Origin of the sequence: Leptospira sanjuanensis (assembly GCF_022267325.1) — a bacterium.
Classification (GTDB): Bacteria; Spirochaetota; Leptospiria; order Leptospirales; family Leptospiraceae; genus Leptospira; species Leptospira sanjuanensis.
In genome coordinates, this window is sequence record NZ_JAIZBG010000001.1 from 3,703,728 (window position 1) to 3,724,054 (window position 20,327).

Genomic DNA, 20,327 nt, shown 5'->3' on the forward strand with positions numbered 1-20,327 from the left:
AAAAAACCGAAAGCTCAGAGATAAGTGAAGAGATTCTTACCGTTCTCGGGATAAACGTCCACGACAAAATCGTAATCGTTTCCCGTTTGATCCATCAAAGAACGAACCTGCTCTTCCAAATCTTTTCTCGTATATAAACCGAACGCGCCGACTCCCGTTCCAAAACACATGTCTTCCGGTCCGATGATTTCCGAAATCTGAGTCATCACTTTTCTACGCAGCGATTCGAGTTTCTTAAAATCCTTTCCGTGAAATTCCACTCGGAACGATTTCGTGATTCCTCGTTCACCGTCGGTGGCGATTCTCATAAGGTGAATCCGAGAGGAAACTACGTCCCTCTTGTCGCGGAATAGTTCTCCCAATATCTTACGATCGTATTCTTCAAACGCGGGAACAACCGGTTCCAAAGAATGAAAGATCAAGTTTTCGATTTCCTGCGCGTTCTCTTCCGTCGGCGGGTCTTTAAAAAACAAAAAGAATCGGAACGGAATTCCGAAGTTGGACAACGGTATCGTAAGAATGGTGATGCAGGATTCCAAATCGATCGGATCGAACTTCTTTCGAAAAAAACGATCCGTCTTTCGTTCCTCGGTGATTCCGATCATGGAATACGTTCCCGATTCTTTTCCGATATATTGATCGTCGTAAAGAAAGATCATGTTCTCGGAGGTGCGGGTCTTGAGTCCGTAGGTTACGAAGGGGCTGTAACTTCCGTTGCGGCGGTCGTAGTAATGGATCGCAAAACCGGAAAGTTTCAAGGATGAAAACACGGACATATAGTATTTTAGAATAAATGAATATTCGGATTCCAATCCGTAGCCGAGTTCGTCCAATACTTCGAGAATTTTTCTTCGATCCCGGATCGGAAGCGAGGCAAGCCATTTCATATAGCCAGGTCCGAGTTCAAGATAATGAGTTCCACGCGCTTCTTCTTCCGATTTGTGCGCGGCTTGTCCGCCGTGAACAACGGTTTCGGCCGAGACGGAAGTTTTCGGTATTTCCTGAATCGGTTCGTTGACCTTGGAAATCAGACTTTGCAACTCCGAGTTGAAAATCTCCGAACGTTTCTTTTCGATTTCCGGCGGAATTACGGGATTGGCTTTGAATTTATCGGGATCGCGTAAAAAGGCGGGAGAAATATATCCTTCTCCCTTTAACTCGAACGGTAGCACGAAGATGGACGGTTCGTTTTCGCGTTTTACTTCCTTCAGATGGATCGGCTGACTTTTTAAATCGAAGTCGACTTCCTCCGAAGTCAAAGTTCGAATTTCTTCCACCTTGTCCTTTTCCGCAAGTTCCAAAGCTTTTTGTTTGGCGAGCTGAAGTCCGTTGACTCCTTTGGAAATCTGTCCTACGATTTCCTGAATCTCCTTCCCCTCGTGATCGGAAAATAGATCCTTCTTGATTCTTAAAATTCGAATCATCAAATCGATGAGAAAGAGAAGAGCGAGAAAGCCGGATAGGAATAAGAACGAAATCCCGTCGCTTCCCGGTTTTAAGATAAGAATTCCTTTGAGGAATCCGTACGAGTTTTCCGGTGTCGCATAATAATATCCGATAAACGGAACCGATCCGATTTGAATCCGATTCACCGCGCTTTTGGATCGGTTGATTCCTCCGATCAACAAGGAGGAAATCTGATCGCCGCTCAAACCTTGCACTTGTTTTCCCGGTTCGACATATCCTCCGAATTTTAAATCGGGGATCAGAATCGATTCGGTTCCCGAAAAGGAAACGCGCAGTAAATCCTCTCTAAGCTGGGCGAGAATCAAACGTTTGTTTTCCACATCGGGAAGACAAAACACGAGCGAAGGTTTCAAAAAGAATAAACGGCTCGCGCCTTCCTTTAATGTTTCCGCAAGTAATTTCCCTTCCGCGTCCTTGCGTGCGGACAATTCGGATTCGGTGACGAATTTTAAACCCGAAACGATCGGAAATTCCAACTGAAGACTTTCCAAATCCGCGGGCGAATTCGCGTTACTGAGTCCCGATTCAAGTCTGTGAAATTCTTCGTTTAAATTCAGGAAGACGGAGTTGATTCTATCTTTGTAATATACTCCTTCCGGAAAATAAGGAACGAGCATGTAATAAAAAAAGCTGAGAATCGAAAGAATCAAAATCGAGATTCTGAGTTTGAGTCCGGTCATGGGGCCTCCCGTTTCAGAAGCAGTAAAATTCTTAGAAATACGTCCCTGACTCTGAGAATCTTTTCTTTCTGATCGAATTCCTTTTCGACGACGATGGAATGAACTAATGTGGAAGCGATGATTCCCAGTCCGCAAGTTCCCAACAAAAAGCATAGAAAGACGAGAATCTGAAACAACTGTTTCATGCGCGAACCCTTATCGTATGACAGAAAGACTACGTGGTTGGCGATCTTATTCTTTTCCCAAAGAGGGCGATCCTTCCATTCGGAAGGACGTTTATTAAATTCCGCTAATATTTCTTCCAAGTTGTCCGGATAATTCAAGGAACGGAGATCGTTCGAGCCGATCAAGGAATCGTTTCCGATTCTTCCGGATTCGAAAATCCAATAAACCTGTTTATCCCTTATATTAAACGGAAGTGAAAGTTGTCTGCCCAACGCAAAACCTTTCATCCAAAGAAACCATTCTCCGTCCTTGCTTCTGTAAATCGGAACTCCCGAGCTGTCGAAATTGATTTCGGACGGAAGAATTTTCAAATCTCCCAGTCTAAGATCTCCGTTGAAGATCTCCTTCGTTTCTTCGCTCGCGTAAACGATATGAAAGGAAGAATCGTAGATTTTGATCGATTTCAGTTCTAAATTTTTTTGAAGACTTTCCGCGAGTTCCTTCGCTTGCGCGGGAAGACGAAAATTTCTGATTCCGTATTCTATCTTGGAACCGGCTTCGAACAAAGGCGCTTTTTTCGCTTCGGTCCAAACTTTGAGAAACCTTTCCCGTTTTAAAAAACCCTCATTGCCCGCCGGATTTAGAGGAAACGCCATGGAGGCCTCTTTCCATTCTTCTATGAAAAAAGGGATGGAAAGGGGAATCAGCCCTAATAGAATCAGTGTTAGGGCTAAGACGATTTTTCTGTAAAGGTTGGACGTCACTGTTCTTAGTATCGGCCCTTTTGGTCTAACCTGAAAGAAGAAAACCGCGCGGAATTTTCTGATATGATCTTTTATATGTTCATCGACGGAATCGGGTTCGGACCCAATGATCCGGCAACCAACCCCTTTGCTCGATATGCAAAATCCTACTTTTTACCCCTGGCGGATAAACCGATTCCGGAAGAATCCTCCGAAATTCTTAAGAATACCGTTTTTCTCAAGACGGACGCTTCCTTAGGAATCAAAGGCCTTCCTCAAAGCGCCACCGGTCAGACTTCCCTCTGGACCGGCATTAACGCGTGCAAAGTGCTACAAAGACATTTGAGCGGCTTTCCGACATTCACTCTTAAGAAGATCATCAGCAAATATTCCATCATACGCGTTTTAGACGAACACGGATTTAAGGCCGATCTTCTCAACTGTTATTCTCCCGCATTTGCGGAGCATATCAAAAAGAATCCTCGCCACGTTTCGGCTTCGACGTTGATTCAAATGGCGAGCGATCGCCCTTTAAAAACCATGGAAGACCTTAGGAACGGCAAAGGCCTTTACATGGACATAACTCACGAATACTTAAGGGAATTCTCGCAAGGTTTTTTGGAAGAATCCGACGATCTCTTTCGTGTTCGAAATCCTTTTGAAACCGGTAAGTCCATAGTTCAAAATTGTAAAGAAGAAGATTATACCCTTTGTATCTATGAATTTTTTCTGACCGATAAGGTCGGACATAAGATGAACTGGGAAGCGGCTGAAAAATACATCGGAGAATTGGAATCTTTTTTAAAAGGTGTTACGGAAGCGTTGGATCCGAAATCGGACCAATTGATCGTAACTTCGGATCACGGAAACTTAGAGGATCTCACGGTGGACGTTCATACCGTCAACCAAGTCCCCACCATACTTTACGGGAAATACACTTCGACCTTAAAGGAAAAAATCAAAGCGATCGTGGATATTCCGATGGCGATCTACGATATTCTCGGAATCAAAATCGAACTCAAGGACGAAGAGTTTATCAAGACGGAAGTCTGAGGAATTTTAGAAAATTCTAATTCGATCAGTCGAATCGTTCCTGTTCCAAATCCTCTTTGCTCTTCGTCTTATCGGATTCCTTGTAGTGAAGATTGTCCTCGACTTGATCGAGAGATTCTTTTTTCCAAGCGCTCGCTTTTCTTCCCACGGGAGAATCCGGATATTTATCCGTTGCTTCCTGAAACAACGCCGCTGCTTTTTCATACTTTCCGTTTTTAAAATAGATCGTCCCTTTACGGAAGAGCGCGGTTTGATCCAAGGAACCGTCCTGGTTTCCGAGAACTCGATTCAAGAATTGAAGAGAAGAATCGGATTTACCGATGGCCTCGTAACTTTCGGCGATATAAAACAAAGCTTGTTCTTCCGCTTTCGGACTGACTCCCATTTCGAGAGCCTTTTTGAACGCATCGATCGCGCCGTAATATTGTTTGCGGACGTAAAGTTGTCTGGCCTTTTCCAAAATACCGCTTCTAAACTCGGAACTGACCTTTTCTTTTTCAGGATCAAAGTAGAATCCGGCCTGCGCATAATCGTCATATACGTCGTAGGCGGACCAATCCTTGCCCATTCTACGCAATGATTTTCCCCAACGAACACGGGCCTTTACGTTTTCAGGATCTTCCTGTAACGCGAGAACGTAATTTTTCCGGGAAAGATCGTAATTTCCCTTCTTCATATAATAGTCGGCGATGGCGGATAACGCATTGGAACGAAGTTTAGCGTCCGCCGATATTCGGAGCACCTCTTCGAGATGTCCCTTTCCTTCCTCGTCTCTGTTGAGCTGCAATAAAAGATTTCCCATCGAATAAGCGACTTTTGAACGCTCGTCTCTTCCCAATCCTTCTTTCTGATTGAGTTCGCGATAAATTCCGAGTGCGAGAAGGCTGTCTTGGTTTCTTTCCAAGGCCCTTCCCATATCGTATTTCACGCGAAAGGAATGTTCTTCCGGAATTTCTCTCGCGGAAAGTTCGGAGAAAATATCCACCGCTTTTTCGGCCGCCTTCGCGTTCGTTTGTTTGAGATATTCCTCGCCTTCTTTGATTCTTTCTAGAACGTTCTTCCGTTTGGAGTCCTCGTCCTGAACCGTTGTTTGATAGACGCCCGTTAAAAGACCGGCGCAGATGAATAAGAATCCAGTAATTAAGATGATGGAGCGGTTCATGGATTTCCTCCGGAGATCCGAGACAGACAACGTTTCGACCAGAATTCCGAACGTTCTGCATTGTAAAATTTACTATCTTTATTGATGAAATACTTCAGAGCTTCTTTATATTTCCCTTGTTTGTAATGGGAGAGTCCAGTGAAAAACTTCGCCTTTCCTCGTACGTCGGCGGAATTGCCGTTGCCCGTATACGGTTTCAATTCGTAAATCGCTTCCGAATATTCCTTTTTCCAGTAGGTCTTTCTTAAGATCTTATCCAGATCGTCGTCCGTACCGGAAAAGTCGTCCTCATCGTTTCGCTGATCACGCTGATGATCCTTGTTTTCATCCTGAACTTTTTGATCCTTATTGTTTTCGGAAGAATTATCGACGACCTCGTTCTTGTCTCCGTTGACCGCAACGAAGGATTCGTTTTCTACGAGATTGAATCCTTCCTTGTCCTGATGTTTAACGGTAACTCCGAAATAAATCTTGGAATCCAGTGATTTCATCTTAATCTGTGCGGCCGTGTCCGGGTGATTGACCTCGCCTAATTTCCGCACGTTACCGCCGAGAAAGGTCGCGGTTCCACCGCTCAAAGGTTTCAGCGCCTGATAAATCGTATAAACCGTGTTTTCATCCGCCTTTTCCGGGGCTTTCCATTCGAGTTTCACGTTGAGATCGTCTAAAGTCGCGGTCAGATCGGTGACGTGCATTTGATCTTCGGAATATTCAGGATTTGCAATATTCTCTCCGCTTCCGTTGTCCTTATTCGGACCGCCGATGTAAAAAAATCTCGTAAACGATTGTCCGTTCACTAAGGGAAGAATTTCCTTTGCGCCGGAGCGAACACTGACCCCATAGTAAATCGTCTTTGACTTGCTCAAGTCCTGATCCAGAAACGTGGATTCGGGATGACTCAACTCGGTCAGCTTCTCCGCTTTTCTCATCAAAGATAAGGAGGACATCGGTTCCGCGGAACGATAAACCGTATAAACAGTCGCGTTTGGAATCGCCTTCTCATACGGAGACCAATTCAAACGGAGATGTTTTCCCTCTTTTTTTACGGTAAGATCCGTGATTCTCGCGTCGTCCGGTAATTCGGGAGTTTTATTTTCCGTGCTCGGAGTTCCGGGAGTCAACGCGTGTTCGATGACGACGGGAATCGTAGTAAAGTTTCTTCCCGGAATCAGTTTGATCGTATTCTTTTTAACGTGATGCGCGAGAATCACCGCATAATAATACGTTCCCGGTTTGAGATTGTAATCGTAAATTTGCGTCACTCCGCCCGCGATCCCGCTCGGATATTTTCCGAGAGAATCGGCGACCATACATTTCTCCGCGGTATCGATCATGCTCGAAGAACGGGCCACGATGATTTCGCCGGTTTCGCGGGGAGCTTCCCAGGAAATGCGGATGGAATTCTCATCCTTCTTTAAAATCTCGGCGTTGATCAGATTTGCGACGCTGTAATTTTCCACCTGATTCTGATTCAGTACGTTGTCTTGAGCCCCTACAAAGGACGTCAACGCGATGAACGATAAAATGAATAGAATCCGGGTACGACTTTTCATAAAAGGAATGTCTTGGTTATACTATCGACAGTCGAAACCTCGTTATTTAACACCAATTCGGATTTGACATCTGTAAAACGATCGATTAGACATAATCCAAGTAGGAATTATGGGCGATCTGGATTATTACGAAAACTCCGAGTATCAGCACTTTCTGATCTCCAGCAAACGCCGCGAGTTAACTCCTCCCGAAACGGTCTTCAAACATTTTAGCTTCAAAGATGTGAATCACTTAGTAGATTTTGGGATGGGACTCGGTTATTTTACCTTGGAATTGAAAAAACAACTTCCCAAAGACGCTTGGATTTGGGGGGGAGAATGCCAACAGGATCTGATCGACGAAGTTCTACATTGGAAGAATCGAGAGGAGATTACGAATTTTACTCCGTTCTTTATCGAAAAATCCGATCATCCTTTGCTTCCGGAATGGATTCCCACTCCCGATGCGGTTTTCGCGTCCTTGGTTTTATCGACGTTCCCCGATCCGGGCCTTGCGATGGACGGGTTGATCCGATCGATTCGCCGAGGCGGTAAACTGATCGTCTTGGATTGGGTGAAGAACGAATATTCGATCGGTCCGAAAATCAACGATAAGATCTCTTTGGACAAGATGAAATTTTTGGCGGAGTTGTATCATCTCGACATCGTTAAGAACGTAAGAATTTCCGAATATGTTTACGGACTCGAAGTCGTTGCTGGCAAGGACTTCGAATACGGCTTTTACGATCTTAGAGAAGAAGAAGATACTCCGGAAGAATTCATCCGTTCATAAAGAAACGACCTTAAATCGAAAACCGTGATTTAACTTCAAACTCAGACCTTCAAGAATACAATCCTCGGTGCTTCTTGCGATCTCTTGAAACCTCAGAAACGTTTTCCAATTCGAAATTCCCAATACACGAAACGTTTTTCTGTGATCCAAAATCACCGTGATACAAGCGGCAAACGAAATCGTTCTCCACAGCCATCGGAACACGAATTTCGTAAAAAAGTTTCTGACTCTGATTCGGAAAAAATCGCTGTGAAATTTAAGATGTTTCTCTTCGTCCTTCACGATGCCGAGTAAAGCGGATTTGACGAAACCGTTCGGAATCTTATCCGCAAGCTTGTGATAAAAACAGATTCCCACCACTTCCGCAGCGAGAAGAACCATCAGCTTCAAACGGACTCCGAGAAGTCTTCTTCCGAAATAAAACAATCTTTCCGTCCAATTGGATTCTATCAATTCCCCTTTTAATGCGCGGATACATTCGCCTAGGATTCTTGCGTGTCTGCCTTCTTCCTTTACGAAAAGTTTCAGAGCTTCTCTGTAAAAATCGTCGATTCCGAAAAGAATGGTTTTATCGATTTCCTTCGCGATTCTCCCTTCGCCCGCTTCGCCTAACTGAAATATGGCGAGCGAGTATGCGATCGACCTCATTTCATTCGGACGAAGGTCCAACGTTTCCGAGTCGATTTTCGGAAGAGGACGGACTTCGTTTCCTTTAAAATGTTCCCTCCATTGTTTCCAGCGAACTCCTATCTTTCTGTCTTTTAAAGAGATTTTGAGTTTATTACGGATTCTTTGTTTACCGAACACGTTCATCGCGAACGTTACGAAAACGATTTTCACGTCGAGACCCGGAGTATTCGAATTCAGATAAGAACGATCAAAACAAAAGGAGACGCGCGCGCCCATTCCGGAATACAATTGGGAAAGCCCCGTGATGCCGGGACGCATCGACCATCGAATGTCGTAAAACGGACGATTCCATCCGAGACGATTCACGTCGAACTTTGTCAAAGGTCTCGGACCAACCACGCTCATATCACCGATCAAAACGTTCCAAATCTGCGGAAGTTCGTCGATACCGGTTCTTCTCAGCCAATAACCGAGGCTCGTAACTTCTCCGTCTTTCATCGTTCTGAATTTTAGAATTCGAAACGGTCTTTTCAAAAGGCCGAGTCTTTCCTGACAAAAGAAAATCGGACGACCGTCTGCGAGGAGGATCAACAAAGCGACTCCGACTATAACGGGAGAAAAGATCGCCAATGCGATCGCGGATAAAACTATTTCGATGATTCGTTTCATGGGAAAGAATCTAACAGAATTCCGTGCGTCATTCATCCTCTCGAGTGCGGATTCTTACGCACTCAAGTGCTTGACAGTGACGGTTGTAAGAACTTAAAATCGGGTCGTTCGTGTATGAAAGACAAACCTTTGAATCTGCTGATCGTGGAAGACAACGAAAAACTGAGAAAGTCCCTCGTAACGGGCCTGAACGAATCCGGTAAGTTCGCCGTTCTCCACGATTGCGGAACCGGAGAAGAAGCCATCGAATTTTCCCTAAAAAAAGAATACGATGTCTGTCTCATGGATGTCCGATTAGCGGGAACATTAAACGGAATCGAAACGATCGTTGCGATCCGCAAAGAATTTCCGAGAAAACCCGTCGTCATCTATTCCATACAGGACAGCGACGAATATTTCCGTACCTTCCGCAAGGCCGGAATTCTCAGTCATTATGCGTATGTCAGAAAATCTAATTATCTTTTGCCCCAGATGATCGTTCCTTTACTCGAACTTGCATACGACGGTAAAAGTTTTATCGATCCCGAAATCGAATCCAGAATCGTAGAAGTAAAAAATCAGGATGAGAATTCTCCGATGGCGATCCTTGAACCGAACGAAAGAATCGTAGCAAAGATGTTAGCCGAAGGTCAAAGCAACGAACAGATCGCCGCTCGGCTTGGGTTTAAAGACAAAAGAACGATCAGCCGAATCAACGGACAAATTTACGCAGCTTGGGATTTAAACGAATCGAACGCGGACGAAAAAGTCGCTCGAACCAGAGCGGCGTTGATCGTACGAGAAAATCGATTTCTTCAATGGGAAGAAGACGGAAGCGCCTATTACAAAAACGGAACCGAATGGGTTCGTTGGGAACTCGCTTGAATCCGAATCCGGAAATTTTTATCTGTTCCGTTTTTCTTTTTTTGTCCTCGATTCTTTTTTGGCTCGCTTCGACGACGTTCGTCAACTTGGAACGAAGAGACAGATCGGCAACGTTTACCATCGTCATTCTATTATCCGTATCGGCCTTGTTCGGATTTTTTTCCTGGATCGGAGAATCGGGTCTGATCCGAGTTTCCAATTACTCCGCGGTTTATTTTTTTCCTGGAATCTTCGGTTTGATTCTGATTCCGTTCGGATGGTTTTTTATAGTCGTTTGGTTTCTCGGTTTTTTGCGGGAAAAACGGATCTACAGAATTTTCTTTTGGCTTTTGTTAAGCGCACAGGCGTTTGCCGTCGTTTTCTTTTATTCTTGGAGCCGCAAATTTTCCGCGAACGTATCTCTATTCCATTTTTGGAATGTAGTTCCGTTTGCGTTTCGACTTTCCTATCTCCTTTATATTCTGTTCTGCATCGTAGTCCCGATCTTCGCCTTATTTTCGTTTCGAATTACAAAACGGATTCTTCCCGAATTCGCCAGAAACAAAGCCGTTCCGTATCTCAAAGCAGTATCCCTTTTGCTCTTCGGAGTTTCAGTTCTCGTATTTTTCCTATTTTTAGGAGGCGGCATCGGAATCATTCGAGATCCCGTTTCTCGATCCGATAACGACCCGAGATCGTTTTACGGTTTTTTAATCGGAATTCAACTTCTTGTAACGATCGCAATTTTGATTTTAGGACAGGCTTTGATCTCGTACGAAATTTTTACCGGGAGAATTCTTCCCAAGATCAGTTTACGCCAAGAATGGAGAAACGCAAATTTCGGTTTTTTCATCTTGGCTCTTTTTTACTTCGTAGCTGCTACATTCCATTTCACTAAAATAGAACTGTTCCTAACCGGTTCCTACGTTTATTGCGCGGCAAGAACGTTTCTTCTGAAAAAAAGCAAGGACCTGCGATTGGAAAATAGTTCCGTCTTGAGTTCCATCATAAAAACGGAGGAAATCAAGGACGACGACCTTCTTGAAAACTCGAAAAATCTAAAGGAAAAATTCCAAAAATCCTTCAACCTTCTTTGTTCGGAAATTCTCGAAACCTCCTCCGCTTTGTTTATCAACGAAAGCAGAATTCCGTTTATAGCGGATATGATTCTCCGTTATCCAAGCGCGGGCGCAGCCGAAGGATACGAAAACCCGAAAGGCGCGGATGTAGACGTAAATACATTCAAGAATTTGAATTTGATTTTTGAAAAGGACGGCCTCGCCTATCTGGAACGGGAAAATCATTCGGACTTTGCGCTTTGTATCAAGGTGGAAAACGATCATTCGGGAGACGGTCTTTTATTTTTGGGTCAAAAAAGAGACGGGGGTTTATACGCGGAAGAGGAAATCGAAACCGCAAAAGCCGCCGTGGCTTGGATTTTATCCTCGCTTTTTACCGAAAGTAACTCGCTTGTTTTAAGTTCCTTGCAGCGAAAACACATGGAAGAACAGAGAATCTCGGATTACAAAACGAGACAAATTCTTCACGACGAAATTCTTCCCGAAATTCATTCTTCGATTCTTATTCTTTCACACATGAAAAACGAAAGCGAGGTCTCCGAACAAATCCGATTGTTGACCGATCTGCACAAACGAGTTTCCAGTTTTTTAAGAGAACTTCCCGATACGAGTTTGGAAATCGAAAGACTCGGCTTGATCGAAGCATTGATCCGAAGAATCGGTTCCGAATTCGAAGCCGCTTGGTTTGATTGGAAATATGCGCCCGAACTCAAAGATCGATTTCCGATTTCCAAACCGGAAGCCTTGGAAATTCTTTTTTACGCTTGTAGAGAATCGATTCGAAACGCAGTGAAATATTCGGGCGAATCTACGGATAAAAAAATTTCCGTCGCATTCTTAAAGAACGCAGAAAGTAAAAATGGAATTCTAATCCGAATCAAAAATAGGATCGACACAAGCGGAACGCAATTTTTGGAATCGGCGGGACAAGGACTTAGAATTCATAGCGCCTTGCTGAAAATTTTCGGCGGCTATCTTACATTAGAATTTTTAAATGGAGACGAAGCTTTTGTGGAAATTTTTCTTCCAGAAGAGAAATGAAGGAGTTCCTACATCGATCCCGATCGTATTCGTTCACGACGCAATTTTACCAAAAGGATAAATTTTAGAAATATTTTCCGAGGAAAAAAAGAAAAGAATTGAATGTTTATTTAGAAACCTTACCGGCGAATGTTCCTTCTTTGTCCGCCTCTGGTTCGTATTGCAGAAGTTCCACGTTCAAGAATTGGCCGACTTGGAGAGGTTTCAGTTCCGTTTCGCTCAGTTTCACTTTGAGATAATTGTCCGTAACCGCGACGCCGCCTTGTTCCAGAATCGCTTCTCTGATTTTTCCGACTTCGGCGATCGCGTATTTTTGATGAAGTTCTCTCGAAAGCGAGTTTAACGCGTGAACCCTTTCTTTCTTCGTTTCTTTGCTTACGGAATCGTGAAACGTTTCGGCCAACGTATTTCTTCTTACGGAAAAAGGAAACGCATGAATTTTAGCAAATCCGAGATCACGAACCATCCTAACGCTTTCTTGAAACATTTCTTCGGTTTCTCCGGGAAAACCGACGATCACATCGGTTCCCAAAAACAAACCCGGAACCTTTTCCTTCGCGGTTTCCACGCGTTTGCGGAACGTTTCCGCAGTATAAGTGCGTTTCATTCGTTTGAGAATTTCGGCGCTTCCGCTTTGAAGAGGAATATGCAAAAACGGAGTAAAACGCGGATGACTCATCAGTTCCGCGAGTTCGTTTCCTACGTCCGGAGGTTCGATCGAAGAAATTCGAATTCTTGAATATTCTAAAATGTTTAAGATGTCTCCGAGGATTTTATTGAAGGCCTTTTTGTTTTCTCCGTCGCGAAACCAGCCTAAATTGACCCCGGTTAGAACGATTTCTCCGACTCCGTTGTCCTGTAAAAAACGGACTTGATCCAAAACGTCCTGATACCTTCTGCTAACCCCAAGACCGCGCGCCTGAGGAATTTTACAATAGGAACATTTACGATTGCATCCGTCTTGGATTTTCAAGTAAGCGCGTGTATGTCCGTTCGGTAAAACGTCCGAATAGGAAAATCGATCGTAAGAAACTCGGATCAATTCTTCCGAATCGATCAAACCTTTCCTCTCTAAAATCATCGCCGGAAGTTTGGATTTTTCCGTGTTGCCGACTACACCCGCAACTCCGGGAATCGCTTCGATGGAATCCCGATCGGTTTCGGCATAACAACCCGTGACCCAGATTTGAGAGCCCGGAAACTTTTTGATCGCGTTGCGAATCGTATTTCGATTTCTAGAATCGGCCTTATTCGTTACGGTGCAAGTATTGATGATGACGACTTCCGGATGTTCTTCCGCTTCGGCGGAACGATATCCGTGTTTGGTCAAAGACGCGAACAAACCGTCCGACTCGAAAAAATTAAGACGACAGCCGAGAGTGTTGAATAGAACCGTTTGTTCAGCTATTGGAGAGAGCATTGAGTTTGACTTCGATTCTTTTTAAATTATCTTTGAAGTGAGAATTTTCAGGTTCTAATTTGAGCGCCGATTCGATCTGTTCCTTTGCGGAGTTCAGATAATTCTTCGCATTGGAATATTTGCCCTTTTTATTTTCCTGATTGGAAGCCTTCTCATAAACAAGCGCGAGATTGTTCAATACGTTCGCGTTGTTTGGAACGAGTGAGTTCGCCCACTTCAAACTCACTTCCGCTTTTTCGATGCTTCCGAGATAATAATAGATCTGCCCTTCCAACACGAGAGGACGATAGTCGTTCGAATCTTCCGCCTTCAACTTTTCTGTAATGCTGAGAGCGTCTCTCGCCTTTCCGTTGTAAAGAAGCGCGGTTCCAAAAAGAAGGCGGATGTCCTTGTTGCGCGGATTGAGCTCGTAAGCGCGTGCGATGATTTGCAAACCGTCGTCTTCTCTTCCGTTGTTTAAAAGATATCTCGCGTAGTCCAGACTGACGGCCGCGTCTCCGGGTTTGATCGAAAGGGCTTCGGACCAGTGAGATGCGGCCGATTTGCTTCTTCCCAATGCAAAATGACAATGACCCGCCAAATAATGCGATTCGTAGGTACGTCCGCCTTTTTCATGCAGAACTCGAATGATTTCCAAAGACTTTTCGTAGTTCCGGCCTTCGAATTCTTTCAAAGCCTGGGAATACTCTTCTCCGGTTTGCGCGAATATCTGGGAGAAGTTCGCCGAAATCGCGAAACACAATACGAGAATTAAGGATCGAAACATACGCATCTGCATTACTGATACTCTCTAAAAATTTATGCGGTCATACTCATGGACTTTGCGTTGATGCAGTCGATGAGAGAATGAAACGGTTCCACCGGATCGATATAAACGATGATGCTCGGATACTTCTGCATAAGAAAGTGTTCGATCTGTTCTTCGGAAAGAACCGACTGATCTTCCATTTCAAGGACCGGAAGTCCGTCGCCGTTTCGGTAGATGGAATATTCTTCCTGGCCGAGAAAATCGGTCAAAAGCATGTATCCGGAGCCGTAATAAACCCCGCCCTGAAAGTAATACTTGTAGAAGACCCGTACCTCGGGAAGAAATAAATCGGGATGGAAAACGCAGAGGGAAATTTTCTCGATCCCTGCAATGGTTCTGATTTTCCTAAGGTGAAACCAAATCTTCCGAATGAGAAGATAGGAAATCAGAATCAATACAGGGATGAGTATAGGCATCCTTACACTAAGGCAATCTCTTCCGACCTTTCAGGATTGCCGGAAGAATTGTCGTCTCCTCCGGCTTTAGCTGCCGGTTTGTAGTCCGTCCAAGCAGATTCAACGAAATCAAGTTTACCTTCTTTGAAATCGATTTCGATTTTAGTCGGTTCCTTGTAAGCCCCTTTGAGTGTTTGAACCGCCATGTGGTCTTCGAGTTCTCTTTGGAAAACCCTACGCAACGGTCTCGCACCGAACTTCTCGTCGTAACCGATATCCATGATATGGTCTTTCGCGGACTGAGTAATGGAAACCTCGATCGCTTTTTCACGGAAACGTTTGTTCGTGTCGATCACCATGATATCGATGATCGCCATGATGTTTTCTTTCGTGAGAGATCCGAAGTAGATCACTTCATCCACACGGTTCAAGAATTCAGGATTGAAGTATTTCTTCAACTGATCGCGAGTCTGATCGGACTTGTATTTCAGCGCTTCGTCCTTACGATCTTCGAATCCCAGTCTTCCTCCGGCTTGAATTTCCTTTGCGCCGATGTTGGAAGTCATGATGATAATCGTGTCTCGGAAGTTGACTTTGCGTCCTTTCGTATCGGTCAAGTTTCCTTCTTCCATGATCTGAAGGAGAATATTGAAAATGTCGTGGTGCGCTTTTTCAATCTCATCCAAAAGAATGATGGAGTACGGTCTTTTTCTGACGAACTCGGTCAATTGACCTCCGTCATCGTAACCTACGTAACCCGGAGGCGCTCCGATCAAACGGCTGACCGCATGCGGTTCCATATATTCGGACATATCCACACGAAGCATCGCATCGTCGTTTCCGAAGAGGAAGTTTGCAAGAGCTTTTGCGAGCTCGGTCTTACCGACTCCCGTTGGTCCCAAGAAGATGAAAGATCCGGTAGGACGTCTTTCGCTCTTGAATCCTGTTCTCGCACGACGAACCGCTTTCGCGATTTTTTCGATCGCTTCTCCCTGACCGACGACGCGTTTTTTCAGTTCATCTTCCAAGCGGAGAAGTTTGTCGGATTCGGATTCTTCCATTTTTTCCAAAGGAATTCCGGTCCATAATGAGATTACGGAAAGAATATCGTCTTCCTCGATGTTGACCGCGAAGTCTTCCATCTTCTCTTGCCAAGAACGGATCTTTTCTTCCATAGCCTGTTTTTTCCGGTTCACTTCGTCGCGAACTCCGGCGGCCTTTTCGTATTCTTGGGCGCGGACTAATTCTTCTTTTTTAGTCGCAAGAGATTTGATTTCCTCTTCGAGATCCTTGATCGTTTGAGGACGCGCGCAGTTCGCCAAACGCGCCTTGGCACCGGCCTCGTCGATGATATCGATCGCCTTATCAGGTAAATAACGATCGTTGATATATCTGTGAGAAAGTTTTACGGATTGTTCCAAAGCCTTATCGGAGTATCTCACTTTGTGGTGAGCTTCGTACGCTTTTTTCAAACCTTGGAGAATCTGAATCGCGTCGTCCACGGAAGGTTCCGCGACTTTCACGACTTGGAATCTTCTTTCCAATGCGGAATCTTTTTCGATATACTTGCGGTATTCCGCGCTTGTGGTCGCGCCGATGCACTGAAGTTCTCCCCTCGCTAAAGCGGGTTTGAGAATGTTCGCAGCATCCACCGCGCCTTCCGCGGCTCCGGCTCCGATCAAAGTGTGAAGTTCGTCGATAAAGATGATGATGTTCGTGGAGGAAGTGATTTCCTTCATGATCTTTTTCAGACGCTCTTCGAATTCTCCTCTGTATTTGGTTCCCGCGATCAAAGACGCAAGATCCAAAGAAAGAACTCTCTTTTCGAACAGCAGATCGGGAACGCTCTTCTCTACGATCGCAAGAGCGAGTCCTTCCACGATCGCGGTTTTACCGACTCCGGATTCTCCGACGAGAACCGGATTGTTCTTCGTTTTTCTGGAAAGAATTTGAATGACTCTTTGAATCTCGGTCGCTCTTCCCACAACCGGATCCAATTTCTTATCTCTCGCAAGCTGCGTAAGATCGCGTGCGAACTCGTCCAAGATCGGAGTTTTGGTTTTCTCCTGACGAGGCTGAGTTCCCTGCGGTCCCGATTGAGCCGCGGAGCTTACGCCTACGGAGCTCGTAGGAGGAGCGCCGAGCAAACGTAAGATTTCGCTCTTTATAACATTATAATTTACGCTAAAAGAATACAACGCGCCGCCCGCGATATTGTTGTTGTCTCTTAACAACGCGAGAAGGATATGTTCCGTCCCGACGTAATTGTGTTTGAGTCGTTTTGCTTCTTCTTTGGAAAGCTCGATAATTTTTTGATATCGATCCTGACCGCCGGCGACGTCCATGAGCAAGGCTCCGGAAGCTTCGCGCGTTCTTCGTTCCACCTCTTTACGAAGTTCGTTGAGGTTAATGTTCAGATTGTTCAGGATTTTGATAGCGACCGAATCTTCTTCTTTCAGAAGACCGAGCAGAATGTGTTCCGGCCCGATATAGTCGCTACCAAGACGCTTGGCCTCATCCTGAGCGATCTCGTTGATGACTCTTTTGGCTCTTTTAGTAAATTCCAGCATAACAGCGCCTTAGTTTTATTTGTAATGATTAGACTGAATTCGCTTCGAAATTCCCACCCGAGAGTGGAACTCTGCTTTTAATTTCAGTATCGGAACGTTTTCGAAAAAGGATCGGAAGTTCGAGTAAATTCCGGGCTTACAACGCCGGTTCCACCTGTAAGGCTAAATAATAAACTAATTTTAAAAAGGAATTTTTTTGAGAAAAAGTAAAATTTTTCAGATAAAAAACTGCGAATTCGGAAGAATTCTCAAGGTAAAACTCTAAAAAGCCGGGAACTTTGAACGAGGAAGAATTTCGATTTTTCCAAGACCGCATAGACAATTTCAAACTAATTTTCGTCCCTGATCCCGCGTTTGTCGGGCAGGAAGTGACATAACCGAAATCCGGATCGTAATCAAAAACTTTTTGATCTTCTAATTTTTTTAGGGGAGAAGTTTCGATTTGTCGGAATAATTCCGAAACCGTCGGGGCAAACGTTTCCCAACGAAGATGTTCTTCATCCCCGAAAAATAAAGTCCCTTCCCCCCAAGAAAGGCGGGTCGGTAATTCTTTCCCGTTGAGCAGAGCGGGATCGACCTCTAAGGTGTTCGAGAGGAACTCCCTTAGGATTTGGGTCGGAACTCCGGCGTTTTTGATTTTCGATAGACCTGGATCGGCGGCGGTCGGGTAGATTCTCCCCTGGAGATTGCGGCCGATTCTCAGTCGGTAGGTAAAGGGCGGAGCCATCCGGTCCAACTGAAGAATTTTTTGGGATTCCGAGAGGGATTCGAACCGAAGAAAATTCTCGAGTTCCGTTCCCTGTAAAAATCGCGAAGAAAGTTCAAAGTCCCGTTCTCTCAGATGCGCTTGGTATTCTTTTCGAAAGAGTTTGAGGCAATGGACACAACCGATCTTTCCACGTTCGTTCCAAATCGTTGAGTTAGTTCCGCAGTATAAACAGGTTTCGGAAGAAGACATAAGAATTGTCGGTTCCATTTTGAAAAAGGTCGGAACTACGGTGCAAGCCGATTCTATCTTAAACGATGTAAGAGTTCCCACAAAAACGGGATTTCACACTGACGCTTTGTCGGACCAAATAATAAAACGACAATTCAACCTTTACTTTAAGAAATCGGCTGCAGTTTCCCGCCCGCCATTTGGTTCCTTCTGTGAGCCAGCGACGCAAGTTCCATATCGTGTGTTACGATCACCATGGAAAAACGAAGCTCTTTCTGAAGTTCCAAAATCAAAGCCATCAAGTTCCGTGAATTTTCACGATCCAAGTTTCCCGTCGGTTCGTCCGCAAGCACGAGCTTCTTTCCTGCAACGAGCGCTCTCGCTACTCCGACCCTCGCGCTTTCACCGCCCGAAAGCTGTGAAGGAAAGTTGTCGTGACGATCCTTGAGTCCCACGCGATCCAACATATCGATGGACAGTTGTCGCGCCTTTCCCGGTTGAACTCCGTTGATCAACAGAGGAATGCTGACATTTTCCAGAGCCGTAAAATCGGGAAGCAGAAGATGATGTTGAAAGATAAAGGAAACTTTCTCCGCCCGAAACTTTTCCTTTCCGGTTTCAGAAATTTGATCGAGCGCGACTCCGCAAACGTTCACTTCTCCGCTATCGGATGAATCCATCGAACCCAAGATGTTCAAGAGGGTTGACTTTCCGATTCCGGACTTTCCTTCCACGGAAACGATCTCGCCTTCTTCGACATCGAGATCGAGATGATCGAGAATCTTAAATTCCTTATCGAGAATATGATAATTCTTTACTAGACTTCTTACTTTGATCAGACTCACGTTAGTCGTTCCTTATCGTATCAACAGGATTCAAACCGGCGGCCCATCGCGCCGGAAAATAACCGGCGATTCCCGAAAGAATCGTGGCCGCGGTCGTCACCATAAAGATAAATGAAATATCGATATCGACCGGGATATGATCGAAGTAATATACGTCCTTCGGAACCAACTCCACGTTCGTCCATTCGGAATGATAAAAATAAAATCCCACCATGTTGATGAGTTCGGAAAGACCGTTTACGATCGTTTCCAAATTGCCCGCGATAAAAATGCCGGAAACTCCTCCGACAAGAGAAGCAAGAACTCCGACGACCATCGCGTTCAACGTGAAGATCAACAGGATTCCGGAGGAAGGCAAGCCGAGCGCTTTTAAGACTCCGATCGACTTCCGCTTTGCCCGCACCAAACTGTAAACGCTCGCAACCATTCCCAACGCGGCGAGAATGATGAATAAGAAAACGATAATGGAGATGATCGTTTTTTCGAGTTTCAACGCGGTAAAGAAATTCTCCTGTTCTTCCGCGATCGTTCTTACGCTGAAAGAAGCGGAATAACCGATCTCGTTTTCGAATTCCGGATCTCTGAATTCTTTTAAGATCTCGCGTTTGCAGTTTTGCAGATCGTCGAGCGACTTCACTTTGATCGCGATTTGATTTACCGAGTTTTTCAAGTTAAAGAATTTTTGCGCCACGGGAAGCGAAAGAAAAACGTAATGTGTATCGTAATTATAATATCCGGTTTTAAAGAATCCAACGGTTCGAAACGTTTTGATCGAAACGTCCACGCCTTTTCCGAGCGAAAATCTTCCGCCCGGAACAGCCATAGTAAGATTCGCGCCTAAGTCGAAATTATACAGACCGGCCATCTCTTTTCCGATCAAGACCTGATTGTCCGTGTTGTAACGCGCGATTTCTTCGCGATTGTGATGAACGATGCGCGGAAAATTCGGAAGACGATTTCCGATTAAATCCTGAATGTTCTCGACGGGAAGAGCGCGCACCATAATCGGAATGAAAGAGTTGCTATTTTGAATCAGACCGTGACTCGTGATGCTTCCACCGATGGAAACGATCCTATCTTTTAAATAAGGATTCTTGCTTAACCAAGAAACTATCTTTTCATAATTCTGTATATCACCGGAATCGAAATTGTTTTCAATCGTGATATGAGGACCGCCTTGCCAGAGCGATTCTTTTACCTGTCTTTGAAAGCCGTTGAAGATCGATAAGACAACGATCAAAAGAGAAACGCCTACCGTCATCACAATGAACGATAGTCTAGATTTTAAGGAGAGGAGACCTGCGACCCGGGACCCCCGAATATAACGGGAGGTTACCAGAAATATCAACGAACCCCGGAACAAATTTGACTTCATCAAAAAACTCTTAAAATTAGAAGGTGAAATCCTTCCTTAGTTTGACAATTCTCTGAATCCGAACCAGAATGTCAAAAATAAAGAAGAAAGTTTCCCAAACGGAGCCTTCTTAAGTTAAAA

16 protein-coding genes are annotated in these 20,327 nt (G+C 44.7%); 4 read left to right on the forward strand and 12 right to left on the reverse strand.

All coding sequences use genetic code 11. From position 1 onward, the window contains the following. Positions 1-14: 14 nt before the first annotated feature. Together LFX25_RS16815 and LFX25_RS16820 are read right to left on the reverse strand one after the other, a co-directional pair. Positions 15-2,147, reverse strand: a complete 2,133-nt coding sequence (locus tag LFX25_RS16815; protein WP_238731263.1) for a hypothetical protein — start codon at positions 2,145-2,147, stop codon at positions 15-17. After that, positions 2,144-3,076: a hypothetical protein gene (locus LFX25_RS16820; protein WP_238731264.1), complete on the reverse strand. Its 933-nt coding sequence runs from the start codon at positions 3,074-3,076 to the stop codon at positions 2,144-2,146. The genes LFX25_RS16815 and LFX25_RS16820 overlap by 4 nt, the downstream gene beginning before the upstream one ends. A gap of 63 nt (positions 3,077-3,139) precedes the next feature. On the opposite strand from LFX25_RS16820, the gene LFX25_RS16825 reads away from it, so the two are divergent. Further along, positions 3,140-4,108 carry a metalloenzyme gene (locus tag LFX25_RS16825; protein ID WP_238731265.1) on the forward strand — a complete coding sequence of 323 codons (969 nt, stop codon included), beginning with the start codon at positions 3,140-3,142 and terminating at the stop codon, positions 4,106-4,108. 25 nt (positions 4,109-4,133) lie between these two features. On the opposite strand, the gene LFX25_RS16830 is transcribed toward LFX25_RS16825, so the two are convergent. Both LFX25_RS16830 and LFX25_RS16835 read right to left on the reverse strand, forming a co-directional pair. After that, a complete protein-coding gene (locus tag LFX25_RS16830; RefSeq protein ID WP_238731266.1) occupies positions 4,134-5,270 on the reverse strand; it encodes a tetratricopeptide repeat protein in 1,137 nt (378 codons plus the stop codon). Further along, positions 5,267-6,823 (reverse strand): hypothetical protein, encoded by a 1,557-nt coding sequence (locus LFX25_RS16835; RefSeq protein ID WP_238731267.1) that lies wholly within the window; start codon positions 6,821-6,823, stop codon positions 5,267-5,269. The genes LFX25_RS16830 and LFX25_RS16835 overlap by 4 nt, the downstream gene beginning before the upstream one ends. A gap of 109 nt (positions 6,824-6,932) precedes the next feature. Here LFX25_RS16835 and LFX25_RS16840 point away from each other — a divergent pair, with 109 nt between their 5' ends. Next, positions 6,933-7,595, forward strand: a complete 663-nt coding sequence (locus LFX25_RS16840; protein WP_238731268.1) for a class I SAM-dependent methyltransferase — start codon at positions 6,933-6,935, stop codon at positions 7,593-7,595. Here the strand turns inward: LFX25_RS16840 and LFX25_RS16845 are convergent. After that, the gene (locus tag LFX25_RS16845) at positions 7,590-8,894 is read right to left on the reverse strand and encodes a sugar transferase (RefSeq protein WP_406600508.1); all 1,305 of its coding nucleotides are present in this window, start codon (positions 8,892-8,894) and stop codon (positions 7,590-7,592) included. The two genes, LFX25_RS16840 and LFX25_RS16845, sit on opposite strands and share 6 nt — an antisense overlap. Positions 8,895-9,008: 114 nt before the next feature. On the opposite strand from LFX25_RS16845, the gene LFX25_RS16850 reads away from it, so the two are divergent. Together LFX25_RS16850 and LFX25_RS16855 are read left to right on the forward strand one after the other, a co-directional pair. Beyond that, positions 9,009-9,758 carry a response regulator transcription factor gene (locus LFX25_RS16850; RefSeq protein WP_238731270.1) on the forward strand — a complete coding sequence of 250 codons (750 nt, stop codon included), beginning with the start codon at positions 9,009-9,011 and terminating at the stop codon, positions 9,756-9,758. Continuing rightward, positions 9,755-11,857, forward strand: coding sequence for an ATP-binding protein (locus LFX25_RS16855; protein ID WP_238731638.1), 2,103 nt, complete (start codon positions 9,755-9,757; stop codon positions 11,855-11,857). The genes LFX25_RS16850 and LFX25_RS16855 overlap by 4 nt, the downstream gene beginning before the upstream one ends. 106 nt (positions 11,858-11,963) lie before the next feature. Here the strand turns inward: LFX25_RS16855 and mtaB are convergent, their stop codons facing one another. The 7 genes from mtaB to LFX25_RS16890 form a co-directional block, all read right to left on the reverse strand. Beyond that, positions 11,964-13,277: a tRNA (N(6)-L-threonylcarbamoyladenosine(37)-C(2))-methylthiotransferase MtaB gene (gene mtaB, locus LFX25_RS16860; RefSeq protein ID WP_238731271.1), complete on the reverse strand. Its 1,314-nt coding sequence runs from the start codon at positions 13,275-13,277 to the stop codon at positions 11,964-11,966. Continuing rightward, positions 13,258-14,043, reverse strand: coding sequence for a tetratricopeptide repeat protein (locus LFX25_RS16865; protein WP_319937427.1), 786 nt, complete (start codon positions 14,041-14,043; stop codon positions 13,258-13,260). Before LFX25_RS16865 ends, mtaB begins: the two co-directional genes overlap by 20 nt. A gap of 32 nt (positions 14,044-14,075) precedes the next feature. Then, complete coding sequence (locus tag LFX25_RS16870) at positions 14,076-14,501, reverse strand: hypothetical protein (protein WP_118954756.1); 426 nt, start codon at positions 14,499-14,501, stop codon at positions 14,076-14,078. A 2-nt stretch (positions 14,502-14,503) separates the two neighbouring features. Continuing rightward, positions 14,504-17,050, reverse strand: a complete 2,547-nt coding sequence (locus LFX25_RS16875; protein WP_135570876.1) for an ATP-dependent Clp protease ATP-binding subunit — start codon at positions 17,048-17,050, stop codon at positions 14,504-14,506. A gap of 136 nt (positions 17,051-17,186) precedes the next feature. After that, positions 17,187-18,026 (reverse strand): ATP--guanido phosphotransferase, encoded by an 840-nt coding sequence (locus LFX25_RS16880; protein WP_238731273.1) that lies wholly within the window; start codon positions 18,024-18,026, stop codon positions 17,187-17,189. Between the two features lie 128 nt (positions 18,027-18,154). Further along, complete coding sequence (locus LFX25_RS16885; protein ID WP_118954754.1) at positions 18,155-18,832, reverse strand: ABC transporter ATP-binding protein; 678 nt, start codon at positions 18,830-18,832, stop codon at positions 18,155-18,157. A 1-nt stretch (position 18,833) separates the two neighbouring features. After that, positions 18,834-20,207 (reverse strand): ABC transporter permease, encoded by a 1,374-nt coding sequence (locus LFX25_RS16890; RefSeq protein WP_238731274.1) that lies wholly within the window; start codon positions 20,205-20,207, stop codon positions 18,834-18,836. Positions 20,208-20,327: the final 120 nt, after the last annotated feature.